We start from the raw sequence: 17,947 nt of genomic DNA on the forward strand, positions 1-17,947 counted from the left end.
ATGGATCACTATCCTCTGGCTACGCAAATAGCGTGCTCTCATTTCGATGCACGTCCCGACCCTGACGACGTGTCACTGTTGGTTATCCACAATATCTCCCTGCCGCCGGGTGAATTTGGCACGCCGGGGATCCATGATCTGTTTACCGGGCGGCTTGATCCGTCCGCGCATCCGTTTTACCGGCAGCTTGAGGGACTGCGCGTGTCGGCGCACTGTGTGATTTACCGTGATGGCCATATTGAGCAGTATGTACCATTTTCCCAGCGGGCGTGGCATGCCGGCGTGTCCGCCTTTCAGGGGCGCGCAGTGTGTAATGATTATGCTATCGGCATTGAGCTGGAAGGCACCGATGAAATCCCTTATACCGATGCTCAGTACGATACGCTGGTGCATCTGACACGTTTTTTACAACAGCACTATCCTCGGATCTCTTTAGGGCGTATTGTTGGTCATAATGACATCGCGCCCGGCAGAAAAACCGATCCTGGCCCTGCCTTTGACTGGCCCCGGTTTCGCTCAGGCATTGTTGTTTAATAGAAAAAGGAAAACACCGTGATTCTCATCAGTCTGTTAATTGTGCTTGCGCTGGAACGGGTGGTTGTGAAATCAAGCCACTGGCACATCATGTGGCACTCGGCCTGGCTCAGAAATGAAGCGCTCCGCCAGGGATGGATAAAAGATGAGACGCCGGCACTGCAGGTCTGGCTGTTGCTGTTGTTGCCGGCATTGTTGCTGGCCATGATTGAATACTATTTGCTGGGACCTTTCCTGACTCTGGTAGAGCAAACACTGGTGTTATTTATCTGTGTCGGGTGTCCTGCACTGCGACAGACCTACAAGTGTTTTCTGCAGGCGGCGGACCGCGGCGATCTGGAAGCCTGCAGCCTGTATACCGAACAGCTTGGTCACTGCAACAGCGTGATCTCCGAAGAAGGCACCGCGATCGCTCAGGGGCGCAGCTTTGGTCAGCATCTTAGCTGGCTGAATTATCAGCACTATGCTGCCGTTATCCTCTGGTTTATTGGCTTTGGTGCGCCCGGCGCGTTGTTTTACACGCTGGTCCGTACAACGTTTAATGCGTTCAGTGAAGACAATCACCCACAGACTGACAATGTCTACCGATTACTGTATGCACTGGATTTTATCCCTGTGCGTATTACCGCGTTCGGACTGCTGATGATGGGCCATTTTTCCCGCGCGCTGCCCGAATGGCTGAAGCTGGTGGGTACCACCTCGCTGACACCTTATTGTGTGCTCACCCGGGTCTCTGCCAAAGCTGAAATGCTGACGCCCGAGGAGCTTCAGGCACAGCAGAGCAACGCGTCGGTAGAACCGCGAATCCTGGTTAAGCTGGCTAAGCGTAATATTTTATTTTTACTCTCGGTGACAGCGGCGCTGACGCTGACCGGCCTGCTGGCCTGATGTCGTATAGCAGGCTGGCCAGAGTTTCATCAGTCCGGCCTGCTATATGATCTGCTCAGACCAGTGTAAGATTTCCTGTTTTTCCTATAATTATCAATAGATAAGCGCCTTTTTCTGGACGTGCTAAGCTGTGTGTTTAGTACCAGGTGTTGTCGCTGCGAATTTTCTGGCCTAAACTATATAGGTAAAATGGTATTACCAATTGATGGGTGGCGATGTAAGTTGTTTACATTTTGGCCGCCTTTTTTATAGCAACAGGGCAGTGAAATGCAGCACGGGCGTAAAAAACTGGCTGACGTAATTACCGAGCAACTGGAGTCGATGATCCTCGACGGTACGTTGCTGGCGGGACAAAAGCTGCCACCTGAGCGTGAGCTGGCACTGCAGTTTGACGTTTCGCGCCCGTCATTGCGCGAAGCTATTGGTAATCTTCAGGCGCGTGGGCTGGTAGAGCGTAAACAGGGCGGTGGCACGTTTGTCAGCAAAGAGCTGAATGCGGCTATGACCGATCCGTTAATGGCGCTCATCAGTAAACGACCGGAGACCCAGTTTGATTTGCTGGAGTTTCGTCATGCGCTGGAAGGAATGGCAGCGTATTATGCCGCATTGCGCGGTCAGCCCGAAGACTATACCGCGCTGCAGAATGCGCTTGACCGTCTGCCTATGCCCAAACGGGGCGAAAGCAAGCGGGAACAGGCACAGGCGCTGGGGCAGTTTTACATCATCATGGCCCGGGCATCGCACAACATGGTTCTGCTGCACGTCATGAGTACGATGCAGGCCATGCTGGTCGACAATATTGAACGAAATCTTGAGATGCTGGCGACGCATACAAACGTCAGCGACGATATCGCGCGCCAGCGCCATGAAATCGTCGCGGCAATAGCCTCGCGCGATCCGGAAGCGGCGCGACAGGCGTGTAATGCGCACCTGGCATTTATTGAGAAAACACTGCTGAGCATTAATCAGCGTGACAGCCGTGTGCAGCGCGCGCTGCGACGGCTGGAGATATGATCAGACGCTTGCCGGTGACGGGAAGCGACAACAGGGTGAGCCGGACCGGCTTACCGTGAGTACAACACTATGTAGGTCCCTGACCGAGTGGCGACACCGGATGAGGGCTTCTGAATTAGCAACGATAGGATGGCACCATGACTGATATGATGCACCAAGATGTGGATCCTCAAGAAACACAAGAATGGCTGGAGTCGTTAGAGTCAGTATTAGAAGAGGAAGGCGTTGAACGCGCACACTTCCTGCTGGAATCACTGATTGAGAAAGCACGCAGAAATGGTGCCCACTTACCGTATGATGCGACGACAGCATACATCAATACGATCCCGCCCGGGCAGGAACCTACCATGCCAGGCGACCAGACCATTGAAGCGAAAATCCGTAACGCGCTGCGCTGGAATGCAGTAATGATGGTACTGCGGGCATCGAAGAAAAACCTTGAACTGGGCGGTCACATCTCCAGTTTCGCGTCGTCTGCTATGCTTTACGATGTCGGTTTCAATCACTTTTTCCGTGCACCGAACGACAAAGACGGTGGCGATTTCCTGTTTATTCAGGGGCACGTTGCACCAGGTATTTACTCGCGGGCCTATATTGAAGGACGACTGACTGAAGACCAGCTGGACATGTTCCGTCAGGAAGTCGATGGTCAGGGGCTGTCTTCTTATCCCCACCCTAAACTGATGCCTGATTTCTGGCAGTTCCCAACCGTTTCAATGGGCCTCGGTCCGATGCAGGCTATTTATCTGGCCCGTTTCCTGAAATACCTGACTAATCGCGGTATTAAAGATTGCTCATCACAGCGTGTGTGGTGTTTCCTTGGAGATGGTGAGGTTGACGAGCCGGAAAGCTTGGGGGCAATCGGTCTGGCATCGCGCGAAGGCCTGGATAACCTGACGTTTGTCATTAACTGTAACCTGCAGCGCCTGGATGGCCCGGTGCGCGGTAATGGTAAGATTATTCAGGAACTGGAAGGCAACTTCCGCGGCGCCGGCTGGGAAGTTATCAAAGTTATCTGGGGCCGCTACTGGGATCCACTGCTGGCGCGTGATACTTCTGGCAAGCTGCTGCAGGTTATGAACGAAACCGTGGATGGCGAATACCAGAACTTCAAAGCGAAAGGCGGTGCCTACACCCGTGAACATTTCTTCGGCAAGTATCCTGAGCTGAAAGAAATGGTGGCTAACATGTCAGATGAGGATATCTGGCGTCTGAACCGTGGTGGTCATGATCCGGTGAAAGTCTACGCGGCCTATGATCGCGCGGTGAACACCAAAGGGCGTCCACAGGTCATCCTGGCGAAAACCGTTAAAGGTTACGGTATGGGCGCAGCCGGTGAAGGTAAGAACATTGCACACCAGGTCAAGAAAATGGACATGGATGCAGTGAAGGCCTATCGCGACCGCTTCAACATTCCGGTATCGGATGACAAGCTGGCTGACCTGCCTTACTACAAGTTTGATGACGACAGTGAAGAGATGAAGTATCTCAAAGCGCGTCGTGATGCGCTGCACGGCTTCATGCCACGTCGTCGGGAAAAGAGCACCGAAGAACTGCCGGCACCGCAGCTCAAAGCCTTTGAGGCGGTAACGAAAGGCTCGGGCGATCGTGAAATTTCAACCACTATGGCGTTTGTCCGTGTGCTGACCGCGCTGCTGAAAGACAAGCAGATTGGTAAGCGGGTTGTGCCGATTATTCCAGATGAGGCCCGTACGTTCGGTATGGAAGGTTTGTTCCGCCAGGTGGGGATCTATTCGTCACAGGGGCAGAAATACGAGCCGCAGGACTCTGATCAGGTCGCGTATTACCGCGAAGATAAAAAAGGTCAGGTGCTGCAGGAAGGCATCAACGAACTGGGTGCAATGGCGTCATGGCTGGCTGCCGGAACATCATACAGTCTTAACGACCTGCCGATGATCCCTGTCTATATCTATTATTCCATGTTCGGTTTCCAGCGCGTCGGTGACCTCGCCTGGGCGGCCGGTGATTCACGTGCACGTGGCTTCCTAGTTGGCGGTACCGCGGGTCGCACCACACTGAATGGTGAAGGTCTTCAGCACCAGGACGGACACAGTCACGTTCAGGCTGCACTGATACCAAACTGCATCAGCTACGACCCAACCTATGGTTACGAAGTCGCAGTGATTGTGCAGGACGGTCTGCGTCGTATGTTCGAAGAGCAGGAAGACGTGTTCTACTACCTGACGGTGATGAATGAGAACTACGTTCAGCCAGAAATGCCGAAGGGCTGCGAAGAAGGTATTGTCAAAGGGATCTACAAGCTGGATACCGTCGGCAAGAGCAAGAAGAAAGTTAAACTGCTGGGCTCAGGTACGATTCTGGAACAGGTTCGTGAGGCAGCAAAAATGCTGTCTGAGAATTATGGTGTGGAATCTGACGTGTACTCAGTGACATCATTTAACGAGCTGGCGCGTGATGGTCTGGATTGTGATCGTTACAACATGCTGCACGCTGACGGTGATGCCCGTGTTCCGTTCATTACTCAGGTACTGAACGAAGGAAACGAAGGTCCGACCATTGCCGCAACGGATTACATCAAGAGCTATGCCGATCAGGTACGTAATTTTGTACCTGGCAGCTACCGCGTCCTGGGTACTGACGGTTTCGGTCGCTCAGACAGCCGCGCAAATCTGCGTCGTCACTTTGAGGTGGATGCCGCGTATGTAACGTATGCCGCGCTGTATGAGTTATACAAAGCCGGCGACGTTGACGCGAAGACGCTCAACAAGGCGATGAAGGATCTGCATATCGATCCTGACAAACTCAACCCACTTTACGCGTAAGTTAACGGAGACTCAGTTTATGTCAGAGATTAAAGACGTACACGTACCCGACCTCGGTGAAGACGACGTTGAAGTTATCGAACTCTGTGTGTCTGTTGGCGACAGTGTAGAGGCAGAAGATGCGCTGGTTACCGTCGAAAGTGACAAAGCCAGTATGGACATTCCTGCGCCATTCGCGGGTAAAGTGACTGAACTGTCGGTGAAAGTGGGCGATAAAATCAGCCAGGGTGACCTGCTGGCGAAACTGGAAGCCGCAGGCAGCAGTGACAGCGCTGACGCGGCACCAGCCCAGCAAGAGAGTGAGCCAGAGCAAGATCGCGAGTCACAGCAGGAAAGCGCGGCACCGGGCAGTGCCGCACCGGCCAGTGCGTCTGGCGCCACAGAAACCATTGAAGTGACCGTGCCGGACATCGGCGATGCCGATGAAGTTGACGTGATCGACGTGCTGGTGGCTGAAGGCGACAGCGTCGAAGCCGAAGATGGCCTGATCACGCTGGAGACGGATAAAGCGACCATGGACGTACCGTCACCGAAAGCCGGTAAGGTCGTCAGCCTTAAGATTAAAGAAGGTGACAAGGTCAGTCAGGGCAGCCTGATCCTGACGCTTGAAGTTGCCGGGGAAGGCAGCAGCGCAGCCTCAGAATCAGCCTCTGCAGCACCTGCTCCGTCACCCGCACCGGCAGCATCGTCTGCAGGCGAAGAACAGGAAATTGAAGTCACTGTGCCGGATATCGGCGACGCTGAAGATGTTGACGTTATCGACGTGCTGGTGGCTGAAGGCGACACGATTGAAGCTGAAGACGGCCTGATCACGCTGGAAACAGACAAAGCAACGATGGATGTACCGGCACCAAAAGCCGGTACGGTCACCAAACTGCTGGTGAAGCAGGGTGATAAAGTGTCCAAGGGCTCAAAAGTACTGATGCTGAAAATCAAGGGCGAGGCAGGCAGTGCACCGGCGCCTAAACAGGAAGACAGTGCGCCGGCCCCTGCGCCAGCAGAGACTGATAACCGTGACAGCAGCCGGCCGAAGCCGCCGCCAGTGCCACATCACCCGTCTGCGGGCGAAAAACCCAAGTCAGGCAAAGTCCATGCGTCGCCGTCTGTGCGCCGTCTGGCACGTGAATTTGGTGTTGACCTGTCACTGGTGAAAGGTACCGGACGTAAAGGCCGCATCCTTAAGGAAGACATTCAGAGCTTCGTGAAGTACGAACTGTCACGTCCGAAAGCAACCGCAGGTTCGGTCGGTGCCGGCAGTGGTGGTCTGCAGGTCATTGCGCCGCCAAAAGTTGATTTCTCGAAGTTTGGCGAGGTGGAAGAGAAGCCACTAACGCGCATTCAGAAAATCTCAGGGCCTAACCTGCATCGTAACTGGGTAACTATCCCACATGTGACGCAGTTTGAAGAGGCCGACATTACCGACCTTGAAGCGTTCCGTAAAGAGCAGAACAAGGTGGCTGAGAAGCGCAAGCTGGGCATTAAAATCACCCCGCTGGTGTTTATGATGAAAGCAGTTGCCGATGCGCTGAAAGCGTATCCGGTATTCAACACGTCGCTGTCGGAGTCGGGTGAGTCTTTAATTTACAAAAAGTATTACCATATTGGTATTGCAGTAGATACACCGAATGGCCTGGTGGTTCCTGTTGTCAGGGATGTTGATAAGAAAGGCATCTATGAACTGTCTGAGGAACTGATGGAAATCAGCGCCAAGGCGCGTGATGGCAAGCTGAAGGCTGCTGATATGCAAGGCAGCTGCTTCACCATTTCAAGCCTTGGAGGTATTGGTGGTACGGCGTTTACACCTATCGTCAATGCGCCGGACGTAGCCATCCTGGGTGTGTCAAAGAGTGACATAAAACCGAAATGGAACGGCAGCGAATTTGAGCCGCGTCTGATGGTGCCGTTGTCACTGTCTTACGATCACCGTGTGATTGACGGTGCCGTTGCTGCCCGCTTTGCGGTGCACTTAAAAACGGTACTTGAAGATTTGCGGCAGATGTTGCTGTAACAAATGACACAGGGAGCCATGCTCCCTGTTGCCGTATTTGGGCTTTTTCGCCCGGCATTGCTTTACAGGGCTTGTATGCCCTAGTTAAAATTCGCGCGTGTACTACACACTAAACCCTACACGCATAGACAGTTGGACAGAATTTGAGGTCACGATGAGCGAAATAAAAACTCAGTTAGTCGTATTAGGCGCCGGCCCCGGTGGCTACTCTGCGGCATTCCGCGCTGCCGATTTAGGCATTGAAACCGTCATTGTAGACGCCCGAGCAACACTGGGTGGCGTTTGCCTTAACGTAGGATGTATTCCTTCAAAGGCACTGCTGCACGTAGCGAAAGTGATTAAAGAAGCCAAGCACCTGTCTAAGCACGGCGTGACGTTTGGCGAGCCGACGTTCGATCTGGATAAGATCCGCGCGTACAAAGACGACGTGGTCGGTCAGCTGACAAAAGGTCTGGCTGGCATGTCTAAAATGCGTAAGGTGAAGCACGTACAGGGCTACGGTAAATTTACCGGCAGCAACACCCTGGAAGTGGAAGGCAAAGACGGTAAAACTACCATTACCTTTGACAACGCCATTATCGCAGCAGGTTCTGAGCCGGTGTCTCTGCCATTCATTCCTGAAGATGAGCGTGTGATCGACTCTACCGGCGCGCTGGAAATGAAAGACATTCCCGAAAAAATGCTGGTACTGGGCGGCGGTATCATTGGTCTGGAAATGGGCACCGTGTACGAGGCGCTGGGCGCAAAAATTGACGTTGTCGAATTCCTCGACCAGCTCATCCCTGCGGCTGATAAAGACATCATGAAAGTCTTTATGAAAGAGTACAAAGACAAGTTCAATGTGATGCTGGAAACCAAAGTAACGGCAGTTGATGCGAAAGATGACGGTCTGTACGTAACCTTTGAAGGTAAGAACGCGCCGAAAGAGCCGGTACGTTATGACAAAGTGCTGGTGGCCGTTGGCCGTAAGCCAAACGGCAAGCTGATTGACGCTGAAAAAGCGGGCGTCAACGTGGATGACCGTGGCTTTATCAATGTTGACAAGCAGATGAAGACCAATGTTGACCACATCTTCGCGATCGGCGACGTAGTAGGACAGCCAATGCTGGCGCACAAAGCCGTGCATGAAGGCCACGTTGCTGCTGAAGTCATTTCTGGCAAGAAGCATTTCTTCGATCCGCGCTGCATTCCTTCGGTTGCCTACACTGAGCCAGAAGTTGCCTGGGTAGGTCTGACTGAAAAAGAAGCGAAAGAGCAGGGCTTAAGCTACGAAACAGCGACCTTCCCATGGTCAGCCTCTGGCCGTGCGATTGCGTCTGATGCGACCAACGGCATGACCAAGATGATTTTCGACAAAGAATCAGGTCGTGTGATTGGTGGTGCTATGGTGGGTACTAATGCCGGTGAGATGCTGGGTGAAATTGGCCTGGCCATCGAGATGGGCGCAGACGCTGAAGACGTGGCACTGACCATTCACGCGCACCCGACGCTGAATGAGTCAATTGGTCTGGCATCGGAAATCTTCGAAGGCAGCATCACCGACATGCCTAACCCGAAAGCCAAAAAGAAGTAATCGCTTCTGAACAAAAATAGGCGGGTTATCCCGCCTTTTTTGTTACTGCCATTCGTTTGCGGCAATAGCCGGCACGGTCTGGGCAGCTTTACCCTGTTTTTCCATAAACTGTCTGACGGTATTTTCACAGTAGCCCTTGCGGCAGCATACCGACAAGCGCTCATCATGCTGACGACTGCGCTCCTTGATAAAGCCAACGATCAGCTGGCGCAGCCAGTTCAGACCCGGATCGTGATCCTGACGTTTGTGCCAGATGATACTCAACGGCGATGTCACAATATCTACCGGAGACTCGTAAACGGCCAGTTCGCCGGTAAAGATCTCGCGTTCCAGCGTGATAGACGGGGCCACGCAGATAAGATCGCTGGTTTTGACCAGTTCCGGCACATTGTGGAACGAGTTGACGGTCATCGCAACGCGCCGCGTAAGCCCCATATTGGCCAGCACCTGATCGGTAGGGCCGGTTACATCACCGGATACGGACACCAGCAGGTGATCGGCACTGATGAAGTCTTCCAGCGACAGGCTTTGCTTGGCCAGTGGATGACCCTGGCGCATAACCACCACATAAGGTGGTGACAGGATGGCTTCTGACCGGATCACCGGATCAGGGACAGACTGTTTGGTAAAGGCCAGCTCCGCTTCAGCATCTTTTAACACCTGGTCTGAGTCGATATTGGTATTGGGAATGGCATAGACATTGATACCGGGAGCCTCACGCTCAATATGCTGGCGCAGCGGACCCCATACCATGGACACAATGCCGTCTGGTGCCGCGACCCGGAAAGTGCGCTGTGCGGTTGCCGGGTCAAAGTCGCCGGGGCTGACTGCGTTTTCAAGCTGACTGAGTGGCCCCTGAATCTGGCTCCACAGGTTCCTGGCATACGTCGTCGGCTGAATGCCTCTGCCGTCTTTAACAAACAGCTCATCGTTCCACGCGGTACGCATGCGTGACAACGCGTTGGACACGGCGGGTTGCGTCATGGCGAGCCGATCCGCAGCACGGGTGATTGCCCCCTCGGTCATGATGGCGTCAAAAATCATTAATAAATTCAGGTCGTGCGTTCGCATAGGAGCCGCTCCGGAATAAAACAGGAGGATTAATATATAACATGATGTGATGTTTTGCATATGAAAAGATAATTATTTTTATTGAATTGACTCCCGCATAATTCCACCATCAAAAAAGCTTAGAGAATTCGTTATGTTGACAATCAAACGCTTGAGTATTCTTTTTCTGGTCTCGGCCGTACTGTCAGCCTGTGGGCAGGACACTGGTCCTGGCACGGGATCACCGGGACCGTCGGCCATTCCGGTTGATGTTGCGCAGGTGGTCTCTGAACGCCTGACCGCCTGGGACAAGTTCACGGGGCGCCTCGAATCCCCGCAAACGGTCTCGCTGCGTCCACGCGTATCAGGCTACATTGATTTTGTTGCGTTCGAGGAAGGGGAGTGGGTTGAGCAGGGACAAACTCTGTTCCTCATTGATAACCGTGCGTTTAAAGCCGAAGCCGAGCGTCTTGAGGCTCAGCTTGCGGAGGCAGAAAGCCGCCACGCACTTGCCGTAACCAATTTCGAGCGAGCGAAAAAACTGCGCCATTCAAACTCCGTGTCTGAAGATGAACTGGATGCCCGTCGGGCTGCGGTTGAGCAGGCGTCAGCGGCAGTGGCACAAACGCAGGCGGCACTCGATGTCGCTAAACTGAACCGTGGTTTTGCCCGCGTTGAGGCACCCATCTCCGGGCGTATTTCACGTGCCAGTGTGACCGCAGGAAACTTTGTCAGCGCGGGACAGACAGAACTGACCACCATTGTGTCTACCGACCGCCTTTTTGCTTATTTTGATATCGATGAGCAAACGTACCTGAACGCAACCTCGGGCGAGGCCGGTATTGAAGGTCAGCCAGTGGCCATGCGACTGGCAAACGAAAACCGCTTTATGCACTTGGGCCAGATTGACTTTGTCGATAACCAGGTCAATCCGCAAACCGGCACACTGAGCGTCAGGGCGGTCTTTGACAATACCGATGGCAGATTACTGCCCGGGTTGTTTGCGCACCTTAAACTGGCCGGTGAAACCCGGGACAACGGTATTCTGGTAGCGGAACGCGCTATTGGTACCGACCTGAACAGCAAATTTGTGCTGGTCGTCACTGATGACAATACCGTGGCATACCGCGCCGTGTCGCTGGGCGATAAGATCGGTAATCTGCGTATTATCCGCTCAGGCCTGGATAGCTCAGACAACGTGATCGTGGATGGCCTGCAGCGTGTCAGACCCGGTGCCCTGGTTGCGCCCAATACGGTCAGTATGGCGGATGAAGAAAGTCTGGCAGCCCTGCATCAATGGCAGTCGCAGGTTGAGGAAGTGATGCAGCTTGCGCTGAAAAGTGCATCAGACAATACGGCGGGTCGCTGAGCATGAACTTTTCGCGCTTTTTTATTCATCGCCCTATTTTTGCTGCGGTACTGAGTCTGCTTATTTTTATCGGCGGCGCGATCGCCGTCTGGCAGCTGCCGGTTACCGAATACCCTGAGGTGGTGCCTCCCACCGTGGTTGTCACGGCGAACTATCCGGGCGCTAACCCCAAAGTCATTGCTGAAACGGTCGCAACCCCCCTTGAGCAGGAAATCAATGGGGTAGAAAACATGCTCTACATGTCGTCGCAGGCGACCTCCGACGGCAGAATGACGCTGACGGTCACCTTCGCGATTGGCACCGATCCGGATGCTGCGACAACGCTGGTACAAAACCGGGTCAATCGTGCCACGCCGAGATTGCCTCAGGAAGTGCAGCGACTGGGCATTGTCACCGAAAAATCGTCTCCCGACCTGACGATGGTGGTGCATCTTACGTCGCCGGACGATCGTTACGATATGCTGTACCTGTCCAACTATGCTGACCAGTACGTGAAAGACGAGCTGGCGCGTATCGAAGGGGTAGGGCAGGTGCGTCTGTTTGGCGCCGGCGAATTTAGTATGCGTGTCTGGCTGGAGCCGGACAAGCTGGCAGCACTGGGCATGAATCCGGGTGATGTGATTGCCGCAATTCGTGCTCAGAACCAGCAGGCGGCCGCGGGCAGCCTTGGCGCACAGCCAACCGGCAGCAGCCAGTTTCAGCTGCTGATTAACGTACGCGGACGACTCGCATCCGTTGAGGAATTTGAAAACATTGTTGTAAAAACCGGTGACAGCGGAGAAATCACCCGCCTGCGGGACGTCGCCCGTGTCGAACTGGGGGCGGATCAGTACGCACTGCGCTCTTTACTGAATAACCGTCCGGCGGCAGCGCTGCCTATTTTTCAGGCGCCTGGCTCCAACGCGATCCAGATTTCGGATGACGTTCGCGCGCGCATGGCTAGCCTGAGTGAAACCTTTCCCGACGGGCTGGAATACGACATCGTCTATGATCCTACCGTGTTCGTGCGCGGTTCGATTGAGGCCGTGGTAAACACCCTGTTTGAAGCCGTGCTGCTGGTAGTGCTGGTCGTGGTGCTGTTTCTGCAAACATGGCGCGCCTCCATCATCCCCCTGGTGGCCGTGCCGGTGTCGCTGGTTGGTACATTTGCGTTTATGCAACTGATGGGCTTTTCGCTGAATGCGCTGTCGCTGTTCGGGCTGGTGCTGGCCATCGGTATTGTGGTCGACGATGCGATAGTGGTTGTTGAGAACGTGGAGCGCAACATTGCCGAAGGCAAGCCCCCGGTAGAAGCGACCGTGCAGGCCATGAAGGAAGTCACGGGGCCAATTATTGCCACCACGCTGGTGCTGGCAGCGGTGTTTATTCCAACGGCATTTATGTCCGGACTGACCGGACAGTTTTATCGTCAGTTTGCGCTTACTATCACCATTTCTACAGTAATATCAGCGATTAACTCCCTGACACTAAGCCCCGCGCTGTCTGCGTTATTGCTTAAGCCGCATGGACAGGCCAAAGACTGGCTGACTAAAGGGATGGAGAAAGCCCTCGGAAGCTGGCTGTTCAGACCGTTTAACCGCGTATTTGATCGTGGGGCCATCGCCTACACCGGGGCGGTCGGCACCCTGGTGCGCAAAAGCAGTATCGTGATGGTGCTGTATGCAGGATTACTGGGCCTGACGGTATTTCAGTTTGATAAAACCCCGACCGGTTATGTTCCGTCACAGGATAAAATGTACCTGATTGCCTTTGCGCAGTTGCCCAATGCCGCATCACTGGATCGTACCGAATCGGTAGTACGTGAGATGTCGCGAATTGCGACGCAGCACCCCGGGGTGTCAGATGCTGTGGCGTTCCCGGGACTGAATATCAACGGGTTTGTTAATAGTCCGAGTTCGGGTGTGTTGTTTGTGCCCTTAAAACCGTTTGATCAGCGTCAGTCCCCCGCATTGTCGGCAGGGGCGATTGCCGGGCAACTGAATCAGCAATTTGCATCCATTAAAGGCGCCTATGTGGCAATTTTTCCGCCGCCTCCGGTGCTTGGCTTGGGTACCATTGGCGGCTTCAAACTGCAAATTCAGGATCGTGCAGGGCTCGGCTTTGCCGAACTGGAAAAGATGACCCAAACGGTGATCCAGAAAGCCTGGGCACACCCGGCACTGACCGGCTCGTTTACCAGTTTTACCGTCAATGTGCCGCAACTGGATGTTGACGTGGATCGTGAAAAGGCCATCAGCCAGGGGGTTGGACTGGACACCCTGTTCACTACGCTGCAGGCGTATCTGGGCTCAGTGTATGTGAATGACTTTAATCTGTTTGGCCGCACGTATCAGGTCAATGTGCAGGCTGATGCCCCCTATCGTCAGGATATTGAGGACATTCGTCAGTTCAAAGTGCGGAATGCCGATGGTGATATGATCCCGCTGGCGTCCTTCGTGGATGTCAATCACACCGCAGGTCCTGACCGGGTGATGCATTACAACGGCTACATTGCCGCCGAGGTAAATGGGGCACCGGCCCCTGGCTTCAGTTCTGATCAGGCGAAGGCGGCGATCGAGCAAATCCTTGAGGAAACACTGCCGCGCGGTATGGCCTACGAATGGACTGAACTCATCTACCAGCAGATCCTGGCCGGTAATGCGGCGGTGTTCGTGTTCCCGCTGGTTGTCGTACTGGTATTCCTGGTACTGGCTGCCCAGTATGAGAGCCTGCGTCTGCCGCTGGCGATTATTCTGATTGTCCCGATGACCCTGTTAAGCGCACTTATTGGTGTGCTGATTTATGGCGGTGACAACAATATTTTCACCCAAATCGGACTTATCGTGCTGGTGGGACTGGCGACCAAAAATGCCATCCTGATTGTGGAGTTTGCCAAAGAGCTGCAGGAGCAGGGCAAAAGTGCACTGGAAGCAATCAAGGAAGCCAGCCGCTTGCGCTTACGTCCTATTCTGATGACCTCCATCGCCTTCATTATGGGGGTACTGCCGATGGTTATCTCGACCGGTGCCGGTGCGGAAATGCGTCAGGCCATGGGTGTGGCTGTGTTCGCCGGAATGATTGGGGTGACCTTCTTCGGGTTGATCCTGACCCCGGTTTTCTACTACTTACTCTCCCGTAAGCAGTAACGCTTACCCAAGCGTAGCGCCTCTCCTCCAAACAGGGGCTGTTTCAGGCCGCTCTCCCGAGCGGCCTTTTTTTGCATGCAGTAATGAACAAATCCGCCTGCGGTTAGTGTTTTTCTTCCGTCTTCTGACCACCATACTTCTTAAACCAGGCCAGAATATTTTCCACTTTTGCAATCATCCGCGATGGCCGTGCGGCGATACCATGAGAGGACTCGGGCACTTTTACCAGCACCGTATCCACCTTCTGCAGTTTCAGCGCCTGATAGAACTGTTCGGTTTCTGACATCGGCGTGCGTTTATCTTCTACGCCGGTGATAAGCATTGTCGGCGTTGTCACATTCCCCACCAAAGACAGTGGGGAACGTTGCCAGTAATGTTCCACGTTCTCCCAGGGCTTGCCGGGAAACTGATAAGGAATTTGATACAGACCGGAATCGGCGGTCAGCACCTTTGAGAGCCAGTTAATGACGGGCTTGGCGACCACGGCAGCCTTAAACCGGTCAGTCAGACCAATCGCATACGCTGAGGCAATACCGCCCGCCGAACCGCCGGTAATGTACAAGCGCTCCGGATCAGCGAGTCCTTTCTCAATCAGCGCATCAACCCCTGACATGTGGTCGGCAAAATCATATTTGGAGCTGTATTTACCCTGTAAAAGCAGAGCAAACCGCTCGCCATAGCCTGTGCTGCCGCGATGGTTATCATAGAACACGATATACCCCTCAGCGGCCATTCGCTGCAATTCTGCTGTGAAGACAGGTCCGTAGGCCAGGTTCGGTCCACCGTGGATCTCCAGAATAAGCGGATAGGTTTTGCTGCTGTCATAATCCGGCGGGAGAATATACCAGCCCTGAATTTCCTCACCGTCAATCGAGGATGTGTACACCAGTTCCTTCACTTCGCCTAACGTTTTGTGGCCCAGCACGTCTTCGTTCAGAAACGTCAGCTGCTGTTCCTTCCGTTTTTTGAGGAACAGGTCGGCGGGACGGTCGGTTCTGCCCTTGGTATAGGCCACCACATCACCTACCGCGTGATAGTTGGCGAAAACGTAGGGACGGCCAAGTGTCGTACCGCCCAGTCCGGTGGCAATCTGCTTTACCTTTCCTGATAGCGAGACCAGGTCAATCTGCGCGAGGCCACGAACCGACTGCTGAAAATAAACATGGGAATTATCTTTCCAGTAAAAGTCAGACACCGTGTTATCAATCCCGGCAGTCAGGTTTTTATGCTCGGTACCATCCGCCTTCATCACGTACAGATAACTGTTCTTATACATGACTTTCTCGTCGTCCCGACGCGCATAGGCAACATAACGCCCGTCAGGCGAGACGACCGGCGAGGCTTCCCGCCCTTTGAAATCGGTGACCTGAGTAATCTGGCCCTGCATGTCGACGGTGTAGATATCAGCCTCCACCGGTTCATACTCCCAGTTGTCGCTGCGGTTTGCCGAGAAGTAAATTTTACTGGCATCCGGCGCAAAGCTGAGGCTGCCGCCGTGATTATAATTGCCTGACGTTAACTGCCGTGCAGTACCACCGTCAGCCGGCACAATAAAAATATGGGTGAAGGCGGGGTCAAGGACACCTCGTCCGTCGGCCTGATAGCGGGCTTTGGTGATGTACTCAAATTTCGGTGACCAGGTTGCGCCCTTTGGCTTTTTTGGCAGGGTGACTTTTAGGGGCTTCTCATCGGCGTCCACACTCATCGTAAATGCAATATGCTTGCCGTCGGGCGACCAGGTGATGTTGCCCGGTGAAGACGTCACGTTAGTAACCAGTGCGGTCTGGCCGGTATCCATCCAGCGAATGTAAAGTTGTGGCTTTCCTTCTTCGTTCGACAGGTAGGCAAGACGCTGTCCGTCCGGAGACCATCGGGGAGCGTAGTAATTCTTTTTGGAGGACAGAAGCGGCCGGTGTGACTTACCGTCTGTTGAGGCCAGCCAGATATTGGAGCGCGTGCTGTCAGTCATGATGTCATGCGAACGGCGCACATACGCCACCTGTTCACCGTCAGGCGATACCTGTACCTCACTGACATATTCCAGATCAAAGATGTCTTTTGACTGAAAAAGGTAAGGTTTCTCTGGTGTCTCACCTGCGTCCACCGTCGATGCCTGCATCTGGGGAGCGATCAGCGCGCAAAGGCCGAACGACGCTACGCGCAACCAGCGGCTGCGCGATGCTCGTCTTGTTGATTGGTTAAATGAAAAAAACATGGGTTACCCTTTATTTATTTTTTAAGTGCAGATTGCTTCACCGTTATCTTACCGCCTCAATGCGTCGGCGTTTAAATATACGGCGAGCTGACGCAAATAGACGATAAAGCCGGAGAATGCGCAATAAACGCCGCCGTTATGAACCTGAAAATCCCTCTGTTTGCCCTTACTTTGCCTTATTCAGGCCACGTTTGGCAGGCATGCTGTGTGCTGAATAAATAACCGGGGTATAAGCAATGGGAAGAGTCACAGCAGGTATTTTAGCCGTGGGCGTTATCGTAGGCCTGACGATGCTCGGCGTGTATGTAAAGAGTGCAGTCATATCTGCTAAGCGCTGGGACAGAATTGTTACGGTGAAAGGCTTGTCGGAGCGTCAGGTGATGGCTGACCGGGTTATCTGGCCGATACAGTTTGTGGTGGCAGACAATAAACTTCCGGCCCTGCATCGCAATATCGGCGCACACAGTCAGCGGGTGCTGGCCTTCTTACAGGCGTCCGGGGTTGAGGCGTCAGCCATTACGCTGAGTCAGCCACAGATCACCGACAAGCTGGCGCAACAGTACTGCAACGCATCTCAGGTGCCTTTTCGTTATCACGCATCCCGCACCATTACCGTGGTCTCCGATGATGTGGAGGCGACACTGGCGGTGATGGACCGCATCACCGGGCTGGTCAAAGAGGGAGTTGCGCTGTCGGGTGAACCTTATGCTGCGAATGCCGAGTTTGTGTTTACCCGACTGAATGACATTAAGCCGTCTATGATTGAAGAGGCGACCGTGAACGCGCGCCAGGTCGCGCAAAAGTTCGCCCGTGATTCTGCCTCTGAGATCGGTAAAATCAAGCGCGCGCGACAGGGGCAGTTCAGTATTACCAGCCGTGACAGGTGGCATCCGCATATCAAGCTAATCCGGGTCGTTTCCACTATTGATTACACGCTGATTGATTAATTGTCGCCACGATTTACTATGTAGGGTAAGCAGACGGTATCCGGGCAACGCCCGCCGTCACCCTCAGGCAAAACAAGAAGGTGTTGTCCGGTATGGCATCGGGGCAAGGCACACAATTAGAATTCTTTACTGTTCCCAGCCCCTGTATAGGCGTGTGTGAGGCTGATCCTCGCGGTTACTGCAAAGGCTGCTTCCGTAGTCGTGAAGAGCGACTGTACTGGCTGAAAGTGGATGATGCCACCCGGCGTAAAATTGTCGCAGCATGTTATCGTCGTAAACAACAGGCATTACGTCGTAAGCGTCAGGAGGACATCGCGGCCAGTCAGTCCGAAGAGATGATCCAGCCAGATCTGTTTGGCAGTCAAGGGGATGAAACCTGATGCGCAGTTATTGGATGACTTACTCAATTAGTGCGATTTA

12 protein-coding genes are annotated in these 17,947 nt (G+C 53.7%); 10 read left to right on the forward strand and 2 right to left on the reverse strand.

Going from position 1 to position 17,947, the window contains the following annotated elements; all coding sequences use genetic code 11:
* From ampD to lpdA, 6 genes are all read left to right on the forward strand, one after another.
* Positions 1–534 (forward strand): 1,6-anhydro-N-acetylmuramyl-L-alanine amidase AmpD, encoded by a 534-nt coding sequence (ampD, locus tag AB1N33_RS03715; RefSeq protein ID WP_411270192.1) that lies wholly within the window; start codon positions 1–3, stop codon positions 532–534.
* An 18-nt stretch (positions 535–552) separates the two neighbouring features.
* Positions 553–1,422 (forward strand): beta-lactamase regulator AmpE, encoded by an 870-nt coding sequence (gene ampE, locus AB1N33_RS03720; protein ID WP_411270193.1) that lies wholly within the window; start codon positions 553–555, stop codon positions 1,420–1,422.
* 267 nt (positions 1,423–1,689) lie between these two features.
* A complete protein-coding gene (locus AB1N33_RS03725) occupies positions 1,690–2,436 on the forward strand; it encodes a GntR family transcriptional regulator (protein WP_411270194.1) in 747 nt (248 codons plus the stop codon).
* A gap of 137 nt (positions 2,437–2,573) precedes the next feature.
* Positions 2,574–5,240, forward strand: a complete 2,667-nt coding sequence (gene aceE / locus AB1N33_RS03730) for a pyruvate dehydrogenase (acetyl-transferring), homodimeric type (RefSeq protein ID WP_411270195.1) — start codon at positions 2,574–2,576, stop codon at positions 5,238–5,240.
* 19 nt (positions 5,241–5,259) lie between these two features.
* A complete protein-coding gene (aceF, locus tag AB1N33_RS03735; protein ID WP_411270196.1) occupies positions 5,260–7,248 on the forward strand; it encodes a pyruvate dehydrogenase complex dihydrolipoyllysine-residue acetyltransferase in 1,989 nt (662 codons plus the stop codon).
* A 154-nt stretch (positions 7,249–7,402) separates the two neighbouring features.
* The gene (gene lpdA / locus AB1N33_RS03740; RefSeq protein ID WP_411270197.1) at positions 7,403–8,821 is read left to right on the forward strand and encodes a dihydrolipoyl dehydrogenase; all 1,419 of its coding nucleotides are present in this window, start codon (positions 7,403–7,405) and stop codon (positions 8,819–8,821) included.
* Positions 8,822–8,863: 42 nt separating this feature from the next.
* Here lpdA and AB1N33_RS03745 read toward each other — a convergent pair whose 3' ends face one another.
* Entirely contained in the window at positions 8,864–9,892 is a 1,029-nt protein-coding gene (locus AB1N33_RS03745) for a LysR family transcriptional regulator (protein ID WP_411270198.1), read from the reverse strand.
* A gap of 133 nt (positions 9,893–10,025) precedes the next feature.
* Between AB1N33_RS03745 and AB1N33_RS03750 the strand changes: the two genes are divergently transcribed.
* Positions 10,026–11,240 carry an efflux RND transporter periplasmic adaptor subunit gene (locus AB1N33_RS03750; protein WP_411270199.1) on the forward strand — a complete coding sequence of 405 codons (1,215 nt, stop codon included), beginning with the start codon at positions 10,026–10,028 and terminating at the stop codon, positions 11,238–11,240.
* 2 nt (positions 11,241–11,242) lie between these two features.
* The gene (locus tag AB1N33_RS03755; RefSeq protein WP_411270200.1) at positions 11,243–14,365 is read left to right on the forward strand and encodes an efflux RND transporter permease subunit; all 3,123 of its coding nucleotides are present in this window, start codon (positions 11,243–11,245) and stop codon (positions 14,363–14,365) included.
* 103 nt (positions 14,366–14,468) lie between these two features.
* On the opposite strand, the gene AB1N33_RS03760 is transcribed toward AB1N33_RS03755, so the two are convergent.
* Positions 14,469–16,484, reverse strand: coding sequence for a S9 family peptidase (locus AB1N33_RS03760; RefSeq protein WP_411270228.1), 2,016 nt, complete (start codon positions 16,482–16,484; stop codon positions 14,469–14,471).
* Between the two features lie 332 nt (positions 16,485–16,816).
* Between AB1N33_RS03760 and AB1N33_RS03765 the strand changes: the two genes are divergently transcribed.
* Together AB1N33_RS03765 and AB1N33_RS03770 are read left to right on the forward strand one after the other, a co-directional pair.
* Complete coding sequence (locus AB1N33_RS03765) at positions 16,817–17,527, forward strand: SIMPL domain-containing protein (protein WP_411270201.1); 711 nt, start codon at positions 16,817–16,819, stop codon at positions 17,525–17,527.
* A 92-nt stretch (positions 17,528–17,619) separates the two neighbouring features.
* Positions 17,620–17,907, forward strand: coding sequence for a DUF1289 domain-containing protein (locus AB1N33_RS03770; protein WP_411270202.1), 288 nt, complete (start codon positions 17,620–17,622; stop codon positions 17,905–17,907).
* Positions 17,908–17,947 lie beyond the last annotated feature (40 nt).

This window comes from Alteromonas nitratireducens (assembly GCF_040812025.1).
Taxonomy (GTDB): domain Bacteria; phylum Pseudomonadota; class Gammaproteobacteria; order Enterobacterales; family Alteromonadaceae; genus Alteromonas; species Alteromonas nitratireducens.

Coding starts and splice junctions, on each gene's coding strand:
- ampD (WP_411270192.1), top strand. CDS start 1: ATGGATCACTATCCTCTGGCTACGCAAATAGCGTGCTCTCATTTCGAT.
- AB1N33_RS03725 (WP_411270194.1), top strand. CDS start 1,690: ATGCAGCACGGGCGTAAAAAACTGGCTGACGTAATTACCGAGCAACTG.
- aceE (WP_411270195.1), top strand. CDS start 2,574: ATGACTGATATGATGCACCAAGATGTGGATCCTCAAGAAACACAAGAA.
- aceF (WP_411270196.1), top strand. CDS start 5,260: ATGTCAGAGATTAAAGACGTACACGTACCCGACCTCGGTGAAGACGAC.
- lpdA (WP_411270197.1), top strand. CDS start 7,403: ATGAGCGAAATAAAAACTCAGTTAGTCGTATTAGGCGCCGGCCCCGGT.
- AB1N33_RS03745 (WP_411270198.1), bottom strand. CDS start 9,892: ATGCGAACGCACGACCTGAATTTATTAATGATTTTTGACGCCATCATG.
- AB1N33_RS03750 (WP_411270199.1), top strand. CDS start 10,026: ATGTTGACAATCAAACGCTTGAGTATTCTTTTTCTGGTCTCGGCCGTA.
- AB1N33_RS03755 (WP_411270200.1), top strand. CDS start 11,243: ATGAACTTTTCGCGCTTTTTTATTCATCGCCCTATTTTTGCTGCGGTA.
- AB1N33_RS03760 (WP_411270228.1), bottom strand. CDS start 16,484: ATGCAGGCATCGACGGTGGACGCAGGTGAGACACCAGAGAAACCTTAC.
- AB1N33_RS03765 (WP_411270201.1), top strand. CDS start 16,817: ATGGGAAGAGTCACAGCAGGTATTTTAGCCGTGGGCGTTATCGTAGGC.
- AB1N33_RS03770 (WP_411270202.1), top strand. CDS start 17,620: ATGGCATCGGGGCAAGGCACACAATTAGAATTCTTTACTGTTCCCAGC.